The organism is Nocardioides sp. BGA-UO-ETr-FS32 (genome assembly GCF_059567905.1).
On record NZ_JCAQOX010000015.1, the window covers coordinates 747,817 to 764,072 of the forward strand.

The window sequence follows — 16,256 nt, forward strand, 5'->3', positions numbered from 1 at the left end:
CCCGCGCACCCACCTACCCCGCCGGAGACACCTGTGCCTGCCCGACGCGCCCTGCTGACCCGCGCCGTCCCGCTCCTCGCCCTTCCCGCGATCCTCGCGTCCGCCTCGCCGGCGTACGCCCACGGCATCGGGGATGACGCTTCTGACAAGTCCATCCTCGAGTTCGTGCCGATCGGCATCGAGCACATGCTTCTCGGCTGGGACCACCTGCTGTTCGTCGCCGGCGTGGTTCTCATTGCCGCCGAAGCCAGGCTGGCCGCCAAGCTGATCACCCTCTTCGTCCTTGGCCACTCGACGACGCTCATCGTGGCCACGCTCGCCGGATGGCGCGTCAGCCCCGAAGCCGTCGACGTGGTCATCGCGCTCAGCGTTGTCTTCGTGGCCGGGGTCGGCATCTTCGGTCGACCGAAGAACTTCCGCTGGTTCGGCGCCGCCGTACTCGGCTTCGGACTGATCCACGGACTCGGCCTGTCGACACGGTTCCAGGACCTCGGCATCCCCGAGGACGGCGAACTCTGGCGCGTCATCGCGTTCAACGTAGGCATCGAGATCGGCCAGCTCGCTGCCATCGCCGTCCTGGCCGGCGTGCTTTTCCTCGCCACCAAGTTCATCGAAGCGGACAAGCAGCCGCGCGCGGCTCAGCTCGCCTGCGCCCCGATCTTCATCGGCGGTTCGGTCGCCGCCAGCCTCATCGCACTCAACGCCTTCACCGACGTCGATGTTGACGAGACCAAGCTGGCGGCCGAGTACGCCGGCACCACAGGATCCTGCACCGTCGACGACCGCAACGAACCACTCCCTGGAGCCGGTGGGCACACCTCGAAGGACTTCTACGAGCCCGACGAGGAGACCCCGCTCGGCGACTTCGGCCACTCCATCGGCGACGGCTACATCGCCCTGATCTACCCCACGACTCTGCAGGACCCTGCCCTCGAGGAACTCCGCACCTTCGTCACCGGACCCGACGGCGAGGGAGTGCTCGCCGGCTCCGCACCCCAGGCCGGCGAAAAGATCATCGCCATCACCGCGAAGAAGCAGCTCACCTGCAGCGACGTCGACGTGGCGGCACTGGCCGAGTTCAAGGCCGACTGGTTCGCCTCGCTCTAGAGAACTACCTGGCTGACGGCCTTGCCCTACAGCGGCCGGGACAGCGGGAGTGCTGCAGCCGCAAACGCCTGCGCCTGCTGACCCCACAATCGCCGGGTTTCGCATGACGCCTGGATCGCGGCCTGCTCGATCGAAGCGACAGCACGCTCGAGGTCGTCGGGATCGCTCGCGCTCACGGTGACGAAGCCAGTTGCCCGCAGCAGGCCATGACCAGCTGTCAGGTCCGCCTCCTGTTGAAGAACGTCCTGATACTCAGCCGTCTGCTGGGCGTCCTCGATCTGGCCGACCTTCTGGCGCTGGGCGGCGTCTGAGATGTACTCGGTTTTCTTCTTCCGAATGTCCCGCGCGGCGCGGTCGGTTCGCATCGGGGTGTAGAGCAGCGTGAACGTCCTGCGAATCCCGGACGACAACAGCAGCGGTGCGAGGAATCCCGGGAAGACCAGCGAGCGAGGCCATTCGCTGATCCAGAGGACGCAGTGGTGCGCTGAGTCACTGCGCAGGCTGCCCCAGGACTCGGTGACGGCGACCGGGCCGGCGGTTGCCAGGTCGCGGCCGACGGCGCCGTGCCGCTCCAGGGCGCCCGCCACAGCTGGGTCGTACGCCGATCGAAGGATCAGGGCGACGTCGCCAGGGGTGAGCCAGTCACAGGGGGAGAGGTCAGCGGACCGAAGGGCAGCGAGCATCGTTGCCATCTCCTGGCGGAGTACGGCGGCAGCGCCGCGGTTCCCGCCACCTGCGGCCCGGATTGCGCGGCCAGCGGTCTTGATGTCGAGCGAGATCGAGATGGTGCTGGCGTGGCGCTCGCCGGCCGGGCCGGCGCGGTCGACGAGCTCCCCGTACGTCGTCGATGCCCACGTCTCGGCGCGGTTTCCATGCTGCTCCCACCAGTCCGCCAGTCCCTTGCCGGAGTCGGGGAGCGTGCGCTCCATGACCTGGACCGAGGCCAGGCGTCCGGATCGGCAGGCGGTCGCGAGCACGCGTCCCCAGCTGACCACCCGACGTTCCTGCTCAGCAGGGTCGAGCAGCACGAAGGCGGGGTGGGAGACACCCACGATTGCGGTCACGGTGGCCGCGTGGGGGTCGTGGACCATGACTGCCCCGGTCTCCGGATCGACCCACTGCCTGAGCCGTGCGGCGTCGCCCGGGAGCGCTAGCGTTCCCGCCGGGCGCGGCTTGACCACCCGGCGGCGATACAACAGTTGACCTCCGGCGGAGCGCCAGAGCCAGCGTGCTCCGATGGGTCCCCATTCGATGATCTTTCGGCCACCGACGCCGACGAATCCGAGTACGACGAAGACGAGGATGATCGGGAAGGTCATCACGACCTCGCCCAGATAGAGGCCCAGGATCAGGGTGCCGGCGGCAAGGCTCGCCATCACCAGCTGCGGACCTGACAATCCGAGGAGGATCCCGCGCTTGGTGAGCCGGGAGAACTTGATGGGTGTCAGCGACGGTTCGGCACTGCTCGACGTACTCACTGCCGATCACTTCCGTCCTGCGGACTCGGCAAGCGTCGAGTCCGCGACCGGCGGCGGGACCGTGGACGCCGCCGCCGAATCGTGGGCCTGGGCTTGGTCGGTCGCCTGGGCGGCAACGAAGCCTCCGAGACGCGGCCCGGCCGCCGCCGCTTCCTTCGCCACGACCGCGCCAGCAGCGACCGCACCGCCTGCGGCTGCCGCGCCACTCGAGCCGCCCGCAGCGGCCCCGCCACCGGAACCGCCACCAGCGGTGCCGCCGCCTGCGGGGGCTGCGGACGCCCCGCCATCACCGCCGACAGTGGGTGTGACCGCGGGCGAGCCACCCGTCGCCGTACCTCCGCCGTTGTCGCCGAGGATCTTGGTGGGCTCGCTGCTGGTGCGGCGCGAGAGCGGGATCGGCATCGGTCGGTTGAGCGACGCCTTGGCCTCCTGTTCGGCTGACATCGCGTGGTACATGTCGAAGCCCATGAATGCGATGGCCTTGTAGGTCAGGTACGGCGCAAACCCTGCCATCAGCATGAGTACGACGCCGGCCATCGGCTGGCTGACGGACTCCAGGTCAGCGTCGATCGGAGCTGAGACCTGGGCGGTGGCGAGCAGGAAGATCACCACCAGGACGACCTTCGACAGGATCATCGCGATCACGAACGTCGCCCAGCGGCTCAGCCAAGTGCGGGTGTGGTCCCAGCTGGATCCGGCGAGCGCGATGGGCGCGAAGACGATCGCGATTAGCAGGAGGGCCTTGCGAATGAGGAGGCTGATCCAGACCACCATCGCACCGACGATGGCGAGGCTCGAGAGGAAGATCGTCAGGATCGCGCCCGCGCCGGGTGCGCTGAGGTTGATCGCTCCGAGTCCGGCGGCGAGAACGGCGACCTTGTCGCCCATCTCGTTCATGTTCGTGCCGGCGGCGTTCACGATGCCGATGCAGAGCTGGTCGGTGATCTCGAGCGCGGTCGCGAGCAGGGCGAGAGCGACGAAGGACCCGAGGATCGACTTCGCGAGTCCGAGCGCGGCTCTGGAGAGGGCTGCTGGTTCGCGGCGGATCATGGCGCCGATGACTTGGAGCATGAAGAAGCCGAGCATCACGAAGACGCCGACGCCGAACATGATGTTGTAGACCTTCGTGTACTCACCGCTGGTCACGTCGACGAAGGTCGTGGTGTCGATGACCTTCCAGACTGAAATGAACATCCACTCGGCCGCGCCGCCCATGCCCTGAGCAAGCCAGTCGAATGGCGCGGTCACAACCGCGCCGGCCGCGTCGCCGGCGGCGTTGCAGACCTCGTGGATTACCGGCACATCGCAGACACCCATGACGGATTCCTCAGACCTGCTGGCCGACGTTCCAGAAGAAGTTCACCAGCGTCACCGAGGCGCCGCAGACGATCGCGGCCCCGAGCGCGACGAGTACCCCGAGCTTGCCGCGACCCGCGAGATGCGGGTTGGACGAGTTGGCCCCCAGCGCCCACACGATTGCGGAGATGATCAGCGCGAGCACGGCAAGGACCAGCCCGACGGTCATCGACGCTCCGACGATCTTCTTGAGCTGGCCGATCCCGGGTAGGCCGTTTGAGTTCGGGTCGATCTCGATGTCGAGCGGCAGCGAGAGGACTGCGGTGAGAAGGTCCATCGGGAGGGCTCCTGACGTCGAATGGGCGGACGTCTTACAGGTGTGCGCCGATGTCCAGCAACCAGTTCGCCCAGGCGAGCGCGGCACCGGTCAGGGCTGCGCCGCCGATGGCGACGAAACAGCCGACCTTCGCCTTCTGCGCGGTGTGCCAGCTACCGGAGTTGGACGCGATGGCCCAGGTCGTTGCCGAGATGACGAGCATGAGTACGGCGATGATCAGGCCGTATGTCAGCAGAGCGCCGACGATGGCACGGAGGTCACCGGCGCCGCCGACGGCTCCGAAGTCCGGCCCGACATCGGCGCGGATCAAGTGGGTTGGGGCCATGGTGATCAGGTGCGTCGCGGCGACCGGGCGGAACTGGCGGGTCAACTGCTCAAACAGGGTGGCCTTGACGCCGGCTGTTAACCAAGTCGACGAACGGTCATGACCTCACCGGCGAATTCGCCGATCGTCCCGTAGCGGACGACGTCGCCCGTGCGAGGGGCGTGCAGGATCCTTTCGTTGCCGACGTAGATCGCCACGTGGTGCGGCCCACCGGCTCCGGGATAGCTGAAGAAGATCAGGTCTCCGGGCCGTTTGTCGTTCCACGCGATGCCCTGACCTGCGTGGATCTGCGAGCCGCTGTAGTGAGGCAGTCGGATCCGTCCCCCAGAGGCTTGGTAGGCGGCATAGAGCACGAGGCCGGAGCAGTCGAACCCTCCGCCGGTGGGCCCATCGAAGTTGCCTCCGCCCCAGACGTACGGCTTGCCGAGTTGTGTAGCTGCCGCCGTAACGAAGGCTCCAGGGAAACCGGGTGGGAGGTTCGCCGGTAGGTCTTCGGCGGGCTGGGCGCAGTCCAGGTCGCTGGCGAGCGAGACGCCGCTGAGAGCGCTCAGTACCTTCTCGGCGATCGGCTGGTTGACGGCGTACCGATCCGGATACGCGGAGACCTGCACCGCCTGCGCCGCCGCGCCCGGGTCCATTGACTGCCAGGCGTCGATGTCGAGCAGCCCACGGGGAGATCCGTGGTTCGGTCCGTCGGGCCCGCCGTAGAAGGCGCGGGACGACCAGACCGGATCCATCAGGTTGTCGACCGTGCCCCATCCTGCTGCGGGTCGCTGTTGGAAAAGACCAACGGAGTCGTGGTCGCTGCCGTTACCGTCGTTCGGGATGTTCGCGGACTCGGGGTAGGCGCTCGTGTTCGACAGAACTCGAAGGGACGACTCGGTCAGGGCCGTCATGATCGCGATCAGCTGACCGCGGGCCGGGATCCGCTGCTGGTTGCCGACGGCGATGATCGTCGCGGCCCGCGTGAGCTGCTGCTTGTTGAGGGTGACTGTCTCGCCGTGCGTGTTGGCGGCGGAAAGCGCCTCTGGGACGGGGCCAGCAACGCCGAGGCTCGAGGTCGCCTGACCGTCCCACATGCAGCTGCCTGATCCTGCGGCCGCCGGGCTCACGAGCGTCGCCACGCCGAGGACCGCGGCTCCAGGCGCAAGTAGGACTGCGGCTGCGGCGCCGACGGCGAGAACCTTCAGACCCATCCGGGCTCACCTCAGCGGATTGTCGAGCTCGGAGAGGCGCAGGACGTGGCAGCGCTCGAAGGACGGCTGGCAGGCGACGAAGATCGTGAAGGAGACCGGGTACGACGACTCGGCCACCTCGCCGTTCCAAACTCCGGTGCGGTGACGGGTGCCCGTGATCGTCACGGCTGTCGACCCAGGGCGCAGATGCCCGTGTGCTTGCTCGACGGCGTCGGACCAGGAGTCGGGAACGTACGCCTCGTCGATCTCGATGGTCTGCTCCACCTCCATCGCACCGAGGTCGAGCCATTGCTCCACGGTCGGGAGGTACGTCGCGACATCGGCGAGCAGGCCGGGGGTCTCCTCACCGGAGGGATCGGCGTCGGCCAGGACTGCCGAGGTGTAGTCGGTCGGAAGGAACCCTGCCGTTGTGTCCCAGTCGAACAGAGAGACCGCGACGGCACGCGCGTAAGCAACGGGGTCGGTCGTGTGCGGGAGCGTCCGGTTCTCCAGGGTGAGGGCATCGTCGGTCGGATCAGCAACAGCCTGGACCTTTGTCGGTCGGGCATCAGGTGCCCCGCCGGTACTTCCGCCCGGTCCTCGCACGAGCCCGTAGATCCCGATGACCGCAGTCATCACGGCAAGTGCGCAGCCCAGGAGAAGCATGATCTGGCGGCCGGTCAGGTTCGACATCGGAACTCCGAGCGTCGTGTTCAGGGACGTCCGTTAGGTGCGCCGACTATGCCGATGTCGCGGCGTGACGTCGGGCGGCAACGAGCTGGTCGCGGAACGCGATCGTCGCTGTCACGACGCGGTCGAACCGCTCCCAATCGCTGAGTGTGAGCTGGGCAGCAAGGGCGGCGACGTCGTACAGCTCGGTCCAGCCATCGAGCTCTGTCCAGGTGAGGTTGAACGAACGAACGCTGCGGAAGTGGCTGCCCGGCCCGTGGCTGCGCTTGAGGTTCTTCCGGCCCTTGTCGCGCACCTCCCGCTCGGCACGCTCGCGCGCCTCACGAGCCAGCCGAGCGAGATCCGTCTCCTCCTCAGGCTGAGGCTGTTGCGCCTGGTCGAAGGCTTCCTTGACCTGGAGGTAGAGCGGCTTCACCGGCTCGCCCTGCTCGATCCTCTTCAGCGCGTCGTTCGCCATGGCGCGGATCTCCGGTGGCGTGGCCTTTCGGGAGGCCCAGTCCATGAGCGCGCAGACCCGCTCGTGAGTGTTGTACGACGCCTTGCCGGTGATCGCCATGGCCGCGTGTGACCGGGCGTCACCGGTCTCGCCCGGCTCCGCACCGGGTGCGGACCCGGAGCCCCCGAACTGGGTCGCCTGCATCCGCCGCTCCGCGTCCTCGGCTCGAAGCGCCTTCAGTTCTCGGTAGAGCGACGCCTTCTCGAGCTCGTTGAGCGGCTTGTGCAGCTGATTCTCATCCTGCTCGGCGAGCAGCAGCGAGAGTTTGTCGGAGATCCCGGAGCGCACCCAGACCTTCATGGTGCGCCAGCCGAGCCGGCGTACGGCCTCCAGGCGCCGCGACCCGCACACGAGGAGACCCTCAGGGGTGATGGTGACGGGCTGGAGCAGGCCGAGCCGTTCGATCGACTCCATGAGTGGCTTGAGGTCGCCGGGGTCCTTGCGGTGACGGACGCCGACGGTGATCGAGTCGAGCGCTCGGTCGAGTTCGATGTGGCCGCGGGTGTCACGCATGGATCCGAGCCTTAGGTCGGGGAGCGGTCTCGCTGATCTCGAAGACCAGCAGGTCATCGTCCAGGAGTTCGGTGACCGGGTGGCCGATGAGCAGCCGCAGGAGTACGCCGTGCCCGTCCGACGTACATGCCTCGTCGGGGTTCGGATTGCCAAGCATGATCCGCAGCACCGTCGACCATGCCTCTTGCTCGATGTCGAGGAGTGCCCGCGCGGTGTGGTCGCGCCGCAAGGCCGCGTGGGCCTTGGGACGTGATCCGGATTCGACGAGGCGGGCGGAGATGTAGTCGAGCGTGCAGGTGGCTGTGTCCCGCGGCCAGCCCAGCGCGGTGAAGAGGTCGATCGTCGCGTCGACCGCTTCGTACGCGCCAGTCGGCGGGGTCTCGTCTGGGTTGAACGGTTCGAAGGCGAGCGCGGGAAGGAAGTTGGGCAGGTCGGCTTCCGTGTCGCAGAACCGGCGTACGTCGTGGTGCCTGGAGATCTCCGGCCGCCTGGCCTGGTCGACGGAGCATAGGAGTCCGTCGGCGCGCTCCTCAGCAATGAGGGTGACCTTGACCGCCATGGTGACGACGGCCCACGGGTCGTCAGCTGTGCGGACGGCGTAGGTCCGCATGGCCTCAAAGGCTGCCGCGGCTCCGGCGGTCGGGTCGCAGCGGTGCTTGATCGCGAGCGCCTCGTACTTCCGTGCGGCGTAAAGCATGAGGTCGTGGGCCTCGGCGTCGTGCTCCCAGGCGTTCGGTCCGGACACCCGCAGACGGACGAGAAGCCGGCGCAGGCCAGTCGCGGTTTCGAATGAATGCTTCACAGCGACAGTCCCTCCGTCCGGTTCGCCGCCGGTGTCGGCGCGGGGGAGTGGACGCCTCGCTGGAGGGCCCGCCGCGTCGTGACAGGAGTACGCCCTGCACGGCGGAGCAACTCGGCATGGAGGTCGATGCCGCGCCCGAGCATCGGAGTGACGTACGACGCGAGTTCGGTCGGCCGAATCCAGGCGATGCCCTTGTGTGCCTTCGCCGGTGCCTGCGCTTCAGTCAGGGTCAGCGACGGATCACGCTGGCGAGCGAGGGCGCTCGCGGCCGCTTCGGTGTTCGGGACCGGCGGCTCCGGCAGACGGTAGCGGTGACGGCGGTATTCGGCGTGGGTGTTCACAGCTGGATCGCCTCATTCTTATGGGTAGGGCCCAGGCGGCTCCCGGGGCCGAGCCGGGACGCGATCCGGAAGGCGGAGTCGATGGTCGACTCGATCTCGCGATCGGGAAGGCCGGCGTACTGGGCGGCGGGCATCAAGTACCTGACAGCGTTCGCGCGGCTCTGGCCGTCCTCGGCCATGCGGCATGACGCCCAGAAGAGGGCGCGGTTACGACCGCCTTCCGGAGTCAGCGCCACCACTCTGGCCAGCGCCTCAGGGCGGCAGCCCTTCGGAGGCAGCGCTGAGGGTGGTGCTATCGGTCGCGGCCGGGGCGGTTCCAGGAACTGGCGAAGTTCGACCGCGTCCAGCGGCTTCGCTGGCTGGGTCGCGACCGCGATGACGTCGTACGCCCTGATCGCGCCGTCAACCTCGAGCCGCGACGGGGGAGCGATGACGTAACCGCCATCGCCCCGAAAGTCGACGTGCGCGGACGGGACCTGCCACGGCCGCTGCTCCTGGTCGGGCACGCTCGGGTAGTAGGCGTGGACCCCGCCCGACGGCGTGCGAACAAGCCAGCCCCAGTGCGTGGCAAGCCCTTCGGAGCGAGCACGCTCGAACGCCGCGAATCCACTGCCGCCCGCGTGAACGTCGATGTCGACGACGAGAATGCGGGTGCGGGCGCCGGTAGGCAGACCGATGTTCGCGTCGGGTGTTCGCTGCCACCAACTGTGCACGACACGGGCCGAGGACGTCGCGTCGTGGAAGCCGTTCGCTGTGAGCGGCTGCTTCCCGCCGGGCACGCATGGGAACACCGGGATGCCGAGGTTGGCGTAGCTCAGCGCGGCGGCGGCGAGCGTCGATTCCGCAGCGACGCGCTGCATCGTCGAGACCGACCACCGCGGGATCGGGTTGTTGGGGTCGAACATGCCACGACGATGCGCCGTCAGGTATCCACGATTTCGGGATACCTGCCCGGATTCGAGAGGGGGATACCTGCGTTTGTGCAGGTCAACAGGTATCCCTAAGTCGTTGCGCTCGGCCGCGCCGAGGGCGTGAACGGACTACCATCGGACCCGTGCCCCATGGGATCAGCGACTACGTGGAGTCGGTCTACGACCACCTGCGCAGCAACGCGGGCAGGGACGCGGAGACTGGCACGCTCGTGACGCACGCACCTCTGCATCCGTGGCTGATGGATCGGTTCGGGATGACGGCCGCCCAGGCGAAGTCGGTGCGGACTCGCGCCGTGAAGGAACTTGAGTCGCAAGGCAGGGTTCGCCGGGATCACCCTCGCAGCACGAAGGTCTGGATCCTCAAGTAGTCGACCATGGGGAAGTTCGACGACGACGGCCTCGAACCCGTGGAAGACGACCCATACGCGGACTTGTTCGCTGACTGCTCCACCCCGGAAGACGTGCTCGCACTTCAACGCGAGATCGAGGCAGCCGAGCGCGAGTGAGTCATCCAGCCTCCGCGTCAGAACCTGGTTCAACGGAATGTGTCGCGCCTGTGCCCTAGCGTTGCTCCGGTGATCGAACGGACTGTGGTCGAGGCAGCATCGTGGAGGTTGGCTGTCTCGCTGGCACGCCGGCATCCCGAACTCGTCGTCCGACGTGAGCATCCTGGCGGCGGCCAGTACGACGTACTCGCCCTCCGCAGCGGACGCGGCTGCGTCATCATGCTCAACCGCGAGGGCACCATCCAGGTGCACGGCCGCGACGATGGAGCGGATATTCGCTGGGAGTCACTGCCGTGGGATGAGGTCATCCGGCGCGACATTCGGAGCCTCGTCGAAGCCATCGAGGAAGCCGCTGGTCTCCCGCCGGTCGACCGGGCAGCGGAATCCACCCCGCGTTTACTCGTGTACCGGATCCTTTCTGCACTCGCAGGCCTCTACATGTTCGCGGATCCGATGGAGATCACCATGGGAGCGCTGGATACCTCTGGCTACGGGGCGGGTCCCGCCGACTGGCTCGAGGCCTATCCCGAGATCCGGGAGCGCACCGCCAGAGCCGACAGTTCGCACGGTGAGCCGCGGTTCGCGTACTGGCGTGCAGCGACCCGCGGCCTGCAGGCCGCGTTCGACACGAACACGGGCGACGTCTGGTCGATCAGCGGCGACCGAATCAACATGGCGACCACCTACGAGAAGGTTGGACGACGGCTGCCGCCGCTGCTCGCAGTCGTCCTCGAACTAGGAGCCCAGCCGTGAACTATCCCGCCGAGCAGGACCTCCGCGACGCAGGATGCTGGTTCAACACCGACAAGGTCGGCGGCCTCGCGATGACTGCCTTCAAACGCGAGGCACGCTGGCGCCAGCACCGGTGGGCCGCCGACGAGTTGTCCATCCAGTCCTTCGGCACGCACAAGGGCCGCGGAACCCACCCCGACATTCCGCCCGAGGACATCTCCAACGGGACCAAGCTCACCGGCGTCGACGCGGATACTGGAGCCAACTTCCTTTCGCCGGCCATCCGGGAGGTCGCCGAGGCTCGGCTGCGGGAGAAGGAGGACCACGAGACGCTCGATGCGCAGCGACTGAGGCGCGACCTGCTCTCCTCGATGCCGATGGCGTTCAACCTTTTCGGAGAGGCCGCACTGGAGGAGAACGAGGTCTCCCGCGCCCGGCTCGCCGAACTGTTCGGGGTTCCGGCCGACGGACCGTCGGACATCGCCTTCGAATGGTCCCCAGCGAGGCGCTCCGACAAGTACACGCGCGACCGCACCGCATTCGATGTCGCGCTTCGCCTCGGGCAAGCCGGGCGTCCTCGCACGGTCGTCGGGATCGAGACGAAGTACCACGAGCACTCCGCAAAGGAGTCAATCCCGAGCGCAGCCAACGCGACGTCGTACTCGCGCTACCAGGAACAGACGGCGTTCCTGGTAGCTATCGCGGAGGCCTCGGGAGCCTTCCTGGCCGGGTGGCAAGACACAGTACTCACTACCGACCTCCGTCAAATCTGGCGCGACCATCTGCTCGCGCTATCAATGCGCACGCAAGCCGACGAGTGGACGGTCCAGACCAGCTACGCACTGATCTACCCCCGCCGCAACGTGAGTTTCGCTGACGCCGCCCGACGTTACGAGGGCGTCCTTGCAGATGGGGACGCCTCGTTCGGCGCCCACACAATCGAGGACGTCGTAGATGCCGCGTTCGCCCATGGCGGGCAGTCAAAGGAACGGTTCATCGGGCGCTACCTGTGGTGACGGCTTGGGTCACGGCCAAGGCTGGCGGGAGTGACGCAGGTCAACCGGTGCGCCGTCGGCCAGTGGTGGTTGAACGCTTGGCATCGACGACTTCCGCGGTTCGGGGCGGAATCTGGATGGGCCCGTAGTCGTCATCGCTCCGGTTGGAGACCGCGCTCCGCAGCCGCGCTTCGGCTCCCTCGACGTCCCCCATGGCCCGGTCGACCGCGACGCGGTCCAGGGTGGCGATCTCGTCGTACGGCGACGCGGCGAGGGCGACGTTCGACGCGAAGTCGGCGAGGTCGAGGTCGCCGACAGCCAGAGCATGGGTAGTGACGATGTGCCCCACGTCGACGATCGCGGCGGTCATGATGTGGTCGAGCCGGTCGCCCTCGAGGAGCCAGCCCCACCCGTCCTTGCGCAGGTCGGTGAACGGCTCGCCGCTGACGAGGTGCAGTGCGGAGACGAGGTCAGCCATCCCCTCGGCGCCGCGGCTCTGGCCGCGAGCACGGAGACGTCTGAACAGGTCGAGATCGCAGAGAACCCCGTCGAGGGCGTACGTCGCGGGGATGCCGTCCTGGTGGGTCTGCTGGGCCCTCGGGAGGTAAGGCTTGCCTGCCCGGCTCTGCCCGAGCCACTTCCGGATGATGCTCAAGTCGGAGCGCGCCTTCTGGGGGCGGATGCAGAGGTCCTCGGCGAGCTTCTCGGCGGTGACTCCGTTCGGGTGGAGCGCGAGGTAGGCGAGGAACTCGACGTAGTAGGGCCGCCGGTGGGCAGTAGCTGTCGCGTCGCCCAGAGTCCTGACCGTGACCGGACCCAGCAGTGCGACCTTCGGCACGACAGGCACCGGCGAATCCCAGCGGGCAAGGTCTTCGTCGAGGTCCGGGTCGGCGGCTTGCACGGCTGGCGCGGCTTCATCGGTTGCGTTGGGAGCAAGAGCCTCGACGTCATCGACGGTTGTGGCCGCCCGGTCGGCGTACACGTGGGTGTCGAGCGGTAGCAGCGACGAGGCGCCCGCCGGTTGTTCCTCTGGGCGCGGTTCGGTCAGTTCGTCGACGAGCGCACCAGCGCAATCCGTCACGGTTCCTTCGTCGGCGGAACGGGGGATAGGCACCACCTGGGCCTCCGTGGTGAGGTCGATCAGCGCCGCACACGCCTCTGCCTCCGTGGCAGTGAGCCCCGAGGAAGCGACATCCAGGTTGAGCGAGGGGATCCGCAGACGGCCTTCGGCACTCAGGTTGACGTCGACGAACGGCGGGGACGGTTCTCTTCCAATGGACACGAGAGCCAGGCCGGAGCGTCCCGGGAAGCCGACGATGGCTCCGGCCAAGCGCGTCAGATCAGGACCGCTGTTGCCGCCCGCGATGATCGCCGCGTGGAACTCGTCTGGCTCGCCGGTCGGACTGGCGGCCCCGAGGTCGTCGGCCAGAGCCTCAAGGAACGCGTCGTCCTCGGGGTCGTGGACGTGGACGAAGTCGCGGTTGATCGCGGTGAGCTCTCCGCCGATGCCCAGCGCCTCGATGTGCACGGGCGAGGCCCAAGGGTTGACGACCAGTTCAGCCATGAGATGGCGAGCCAGTGCGGCGCTGCAATCGCCGTCCCCGGTCAGCGCCAGCGCACGGAGCTCCTCGAGGTTGAGCAGGACGAGCGCTCCGTCGTCTGCCTGCCCGACGCTGACCAGCATCGGGTACGGCGACAGCGCGTCCGGGGGTGGAATCGTGACCGCGTCGACGGAGAGCTGCCATGTATCGCCTTCCCCAGTCCATGGCGTGGGGAGTTCAGCCGGCTCCGCGAGCGTCAGCACGATCCGGCTCGTTGAGAGTCGGGCGGATACCAGGCGCGGTGCGGGATCCAGGCCGCGGACGGCCGCATCGAGCTCTTCGATCGGGTGGGCGATGACGGATCCCGACACCTGCACCGACTTCTCGGCCGCGAGCAACTCGTCTGGCGGTGGCGCGATGATCCTGCCGGGCCGGCGATAGCGCAGCTGGGTTCGCTGGTGCTGTCGGAGCACCAGCCAAAGCGACCCGGCCAGGAGCGCTCCGGCGCCGGCCAGTCCCGGGAGCAGCCAGCTCGGGGTGGTCTCGTCCTCGGCAGATTCGGGGGCATCCTGCGCGGGTGCCGGATCGGCTAGTTCGGGGGTGTGGGGAGTCGCGCCATCGGTGGGAGGAGTCGTCTCGTGGAGAGGTGGGTCCTGAACGTGCTTCGGCTCCTGCGGCTCGGCTGGATGTGACTGTCCAGGGATGGTGAGCTTCCAGCCGGGGAGGATGAGATCCGGGTCGGAGAGGTGGGCACCGTTTGGCTGAACGGTGTCGCGCGACGCTCGGAAGATCGACGGGTAGGCATCGGCGTCGCCCAACTGGTCCTCGGAGATCTCGGAGAGGGTGTCACCCGGCTGGACGACGTACGAGCCGTCGGAAGAGCCGTCTGTGCTGGGGACCTTGAGCACGGTTCCGGGAAGTAGGAAGTCGGGACGCCCGTCGAGGACGGCCTCGTTGAGCGCGACGAGTTCGATGTACCGCGTGCCGTCGCCGAGGCGGTCTTGGGCGATCTTCCAGAGGCTGTCGCCACGCTTGACGGTGTACCGCTCGACCTCTGGCTCCTTCTCCTTCTCATGCTCGACCGTCGGCGCAGGTGCAGCGGCGGAGGCGGGCTCCATCACGAGTCGGGAGTCGTCGGGCAAGGGTGCAGCTGTTGCGGCGGCCTCGGCCCTCGGCTGGGGCAGAAGCGCGGTCGCCGACGGCAGGGCGACGAACAGCAGGGCAGCTGCTGCGACGAGTCGATCTGCGGCGAGTTGCGGCATGGCCAATCCAGGCAACCGCGGGGTGCGGATGCCCCGGACCTGGGAGACGATCGATGCGACGACCTGGCAGGTGAACACTGCCCAGGCGATCCAGCAGACCGCGGCGATCAGGTCGACCACGAGCGTGCCGTCGTCCGGTGCCGTGAGTCTCGACCACGAGAACGCCGCCAGATCCGGGACTGCGCCGATCGCGACCAGGACGGCCGGTACGCCGAGCATGAAAGCGACAAGGGCCAGCGTGGCTGCAAGTCCACGCAGGCGGGAGTTGAGGGTGCTCATCGCTGGCTACCTCCGAGGGTGCGAATCAGACGAGCGGTCGCGGTCCCCGACACGTCAAGACGATGGATGCCGATCAAGCCCAGGAACTGCGGGTCGTACGAGTCGTGGACGGTGACCGTGATCGTGTCGCCATTGGTGATCTCGACCGTCCCGGTGACGCCCGCGGCATCGAGGTAGCGCTGAGCCGCAGCACGAGCCGCAGCTGGGCTGATGGTGAGCTCGTGCCCTTGGATGGCCGCACTGCCCTCGACCTCCTCGCCGCCGGCGCGAGCCGCTTGGGCTGCCACATCATGGGCTCGTTCGTGGGCGTGCACCTGGCCGCCGAGATCGACGGCCAATCCGACAAGGAACATCATCACGAAGCTGGCCAGAGCCAGCCAGACGGTGATCGAGCCGCGCTCGTCCCGCCGCCGGGTCATCGTTCCCGCCAGGTGTCGATCGGGCTGGACATGGTCGCGCGCATGACCCGCGAGCCGGGGACGCCCGGGACCGCCAGGTCGGAGAGGTTCAGGCGGCAGGAGACTGTGACGTCGACCGAGCCGGGTACACCGGGCTGCTTGTTGAAGTCGTCGGTGTCGACGCTGACGTCGACGTCGGAGCAGCCGATCTTCTGGTTCGCGATGCTCGCTACGGCAGCCGCGTGAGCGTCGGCGCGTGCAGTCTGCGAGTCCCGCGCGAGCGAGGCCGACCTCGCGCCGTCCGCGGCAGCCGACTGGAGCGCCTCGTGGGTGGTCGCCGTACGGCCGCCGAAGATGATCAGGCCGACAAACAGCGCGAACGCAGGTACGCCGATCGCCGCCTCGATCGCCGCTGATCCGCGCTCGTCTCGCCGCTTCATGGTGTTCCCGCCGCGTTCGGAGCAGTCAGCCGCTCAACGGGGACCGACGCGCTCTGCGTGATCCGGACGTTCCATCCGGGAATGACGCTCAGGCTGAAGCCCGTGACCGTGACAGTCGCGGTCGTGGTCGTGCGATTGGCCGTGGTCGAGCTCCGGGTGAGCACGTCGTCACCGCCGGCTTCAGCGAGGAAGTCGTTGGCCGCGCCGACGCCGTCGGCCTCCCGACCGTGTTCTGCGCCGGCCGCTCGTGCGCCCTCCTGCGCCGCGGCGATGGCCACCGTCCGCGCGTGGTAGAAGAGTGCCGCCTGCATCCCAAGGAACATGACCGCGAAGAGCGCGGGCAGCAGGATGACGAGCTCGATCGAGACCGAGCCCCGGTCGTCGCGCCGCCGGCGGCGGCTACTTGATGTTGCCGGCCTGACTTTTGACATAGGTCGTCACAGCCGCGACCACAATCCCGACGATGGCGATCACGGCGACAGCCCAGAGGACGTGCTCCGTGGTCACCGAGCCCCGCTCGTCTCGCCGGGCGGCTCGCAGGTCGTCGTACGCGGTCAGGACCGCCAGCTGAAGCTGGATCAGGACTTTCAACATGAGTTCCTCCTTGGATC

General features: G+C 67.8%; 19 protein-coding genes. 4 read left to right on the forward strand and 15 right to left on the reverse strand.

The window, feature by feature from the left end:
* The first annotated feature begins 33 nt into the window (after positions 1–33).
* The gene (locus AC57BS_RS17130; RefSeq protein WP_496412644.1) at positions 34–1,107 is read left to right on the forward strand and encodes a HupE/UreJ family protein; all 1,074 of its coding nucleotides are present in this window, start codon (positions 34–36) and stop codon (positions 1,105–1,107) included.
* A gap of 26 nt (positions 1,108–1,133) precedes the next feature.
* Here the strand turns inward: AC57BS_RS17130 and AC57BS_RS17135 are convergent, their stop codons facing one another.
* Genes AC57BS_RS17135 through AC57BS_RS17180 form a run of 10 tightly spaced genes read right to left on the reverse strand, consistent with a single transcriptional unit; the run spans position 1,134 to position 9,465 of the window.
* The gene (locus AC57BS_RS17135) at positions 1,134–2,585 is read right to left on the reverse strand and encodes an SCO6880 family protein (protein WP_496412645.1); all 1,452 of its coding nucleotides are present in this window, start codon (positions 2,583–2,585) and stop codon (positions 1,134–1,136) included.
* 6 nt (positions 2,586–2,591) lie between these two features.
* Positions 2,592–3,902, reverse strand: coding sequence for a TrbL/VirB6 family protein (locus AC57BS_RS17140; protein WP_496412646.1), 1,311 nt, complete (start codon positions 3,900–3,902; stop codon positions 2,592–2,594).
* Positions 3,903–3,912: 10 nt separating this feature from the next.
* Positions 3,913–4,218 (reverse strand): DUF6112 family protein, encoded by a 306-nt coding sequence (locus AC57BS_RS17145; RefSeq protein WP_496412647.1) that lies wholly within the window; start codon positions 4,216–4,218, stop codon positions 3,913–3,915.
* A gap of 34 nt (positions 4,219–4,252) precedes the next feature.
* A complete protein-coding gene (locus AC57BS_RS17150) occupies positions 4,253–4,588 on the reverse strand; it encodes a DUF6112 family protein (protein WP_496412648.1) in 336 nt (111 codons plus the stop codon).
* A gap of 32 nt (positions 4,589–4,620) precedes the next feature.
* Complete coding sequence (locus tag AC57BS_RS17155; protein ID WP_496412649.1) at positions 4,621–5,739, reverse strand: C40 family peptidase; 1,119 nt, start codon at positions 5,737–5,739, stop codon at positions 4,621–4,623.
* Positions 5,740–5,745: 6 nt separating this feature from the next.
* Positions 5,746–6,411: a hypothetical protein gene (locus tag AC57BS_RS17160; protein ID WP_496412650.1), complete on the reverse strand. Its 666-nt coding sequence runs from the start codon at positions 6,409–6,411 to the stop codon at positions 5,746–5,748.
* 46 nt (positions 6,412–6,457) lie between these two features.
* The gene (locus tag AC57BS_RS17165; protein WP_496412651.1) at positions 6,458–7,417 is read right to left on the reverse strand and encodes a ParB N-terminal domain-containing protein; all 960 of its coding nucleotides are present in this window, start codon (positions 7,415–7,417) and stop codon (positions 6,458–6,460) included.
* Positions 7,410–8,162, reverse strand: coding sequence for a serine/arginine repetitive matrix protein 2 (locus AC57BS_RS17170; RefSeq protein ID WP_496412652.1), 753 nt, complete (start codon positions 8,160–8,162; stop codon positions 7,410–7,412). The genes AC57BS_RS17165 and AC57BS_RS17170 overlap by 8 nt, the downstream gene beginning before the upstream one ends.
* Positions 8,163–8,215: 53 nt before the next feature.
* Positions 8,216–8,560: a hypothetical protein gene (locus AC57BS_RS17175; protein WP_496412653.1), complete on the reverse strand. Its 345-nt coding sequence runs from the start codon at positions 8,558–8,560 to the stop codon at positions 8,216–8,218.
* Entirely contained in the window at positions 8,557–9,465 is a 909-nt protein-coding gene (locus AC57BS_RS17180; protein WP_496412654.1) for a bifunctional DNA primase/polymerase, read from the reverse strand. Before AC57BS_RS17180 ends, AC57BS_RS17175 begins: the two co-directional genes overlap by 4 nt.
* 401 nt (positions 9,466–9,866) lie before the next feature.
* On the opposite strand from AC57BS_RS17180, the gene AC57BS_RS17185 reads away from it, so the two are divergent.
* The 3 genes from AC57BS_RS17185 (at position 9,867) to AC57BS_RS17195 (ending at position 11,746) form a co-directional block, all read left to right on the forward strand.
* A complete protein-coding gene (locus tag AC57BS_RS17185) occupies positions 9,867–9,998 on the forward strand; it encodes a hypothetical protein (protein WP_496412655.1) in 132 nt (43 codons plus the stop codon).
* A 69-nt stretch (positions 9,999–10,067) separates the two neighbouring features.
* Positions 10,068–10,751: a TY-Chap2 family putative peptide chaperone gene (locus tag AC57BS_RS17190; RefSeq protein WP_496412656.1), complete on the forward strand. Its 684-nt coding sequence runs from the start codon at positions 10,068–10,070 to the stop codon at positions 10,749–10,751.
* Complete coding sequence (locus tag AC57BS_RS17195; protein ID WP_496412657.1) at positions 10,748–11,746, forward strand: PGN_0703 family putative restriction endonuclease; 999 nt, start codon at positions 10,748–10,750, stop codon at positions 11,744–11,746. Before AC57BS_RS17190 ends, AC57BS_RS17195 begins: the two co-directional genes overlap by 4 nt.
* A 40-nt stretch (positions 11,747–11,786) precedes the next feature.
* Here AC57BS_RS17195 and AC57BS_RS17200 read toward each other — a convergent pair whose 3' ends face one another.
* The 5 genes from AC57BS_RS17200 to AC57BS_RS17220 form a co-directional block, all read right to left on the reverse strand.
* Entirely contained in the window at positions 11,787–14,174 is a 2,388-nt protein-coding gene (locus tag AC57BS_RS17200) for an AfsR/SARP family transcriptional regulator (protein ID WP_496412658.1), read from the reverse strand.
* Between the two features lie 629 nt (positions 14,175–14,803).
* Positions 14,804–15,226, reverse strand: a complete 423-nt coding sequence (locus AC57BS_RS17205; RefSeq protein ID WP_496412659.1) for a TadE/TadG family type IV pilus assembly protein — start codon at positions 15,224–15,226, stop codon at positions 14,804–14,806.
* Positions 15,223–15,645, reverse strand: a complete 423-nt coding sequence (locus tag AC57BS_RS17210; RefSeq protein ID WP_496412660.1) for a TadE/TadG family type IV pilus assembly protein — start codon at positions 15,643–15,645, stop codon at positions 15,223–15,225. The genes AC57BS_RS17205 and AC57BS_RS17210 overlap by 4 nt, the downstream gene beginning before the upstream one ends.
* Positions 15,642–16,076, reverse strand: coding sequence for a TadE family protein (locus AC57BS_RS17215; protein ID WP_496412661.1), 435 nt, complete (start codon positions 16,074–16,076; stop codon positions 15,642–15,644). Before AC57BS_RS17215 ends, AC57BS_RS17210 begins: the two co-directional genes overlap by 4 nt.
* Positions 16,045–16,239, reverse strand: coding sequence for a hypothetical protein (locus AC57BS_RS17220; RefSeq protein ID WP_496412662.1), 195 nt, complete (start codon positions 16,237–16,239; stop codon positions 16,045–16,047). Before AC57BS_RS17220 ends, AC57BS_RS17215 begins: the two co-directional genes overlap by 32 nt.
* Positions 16,240–16,256: the final 17 nt, after the last annotated feature.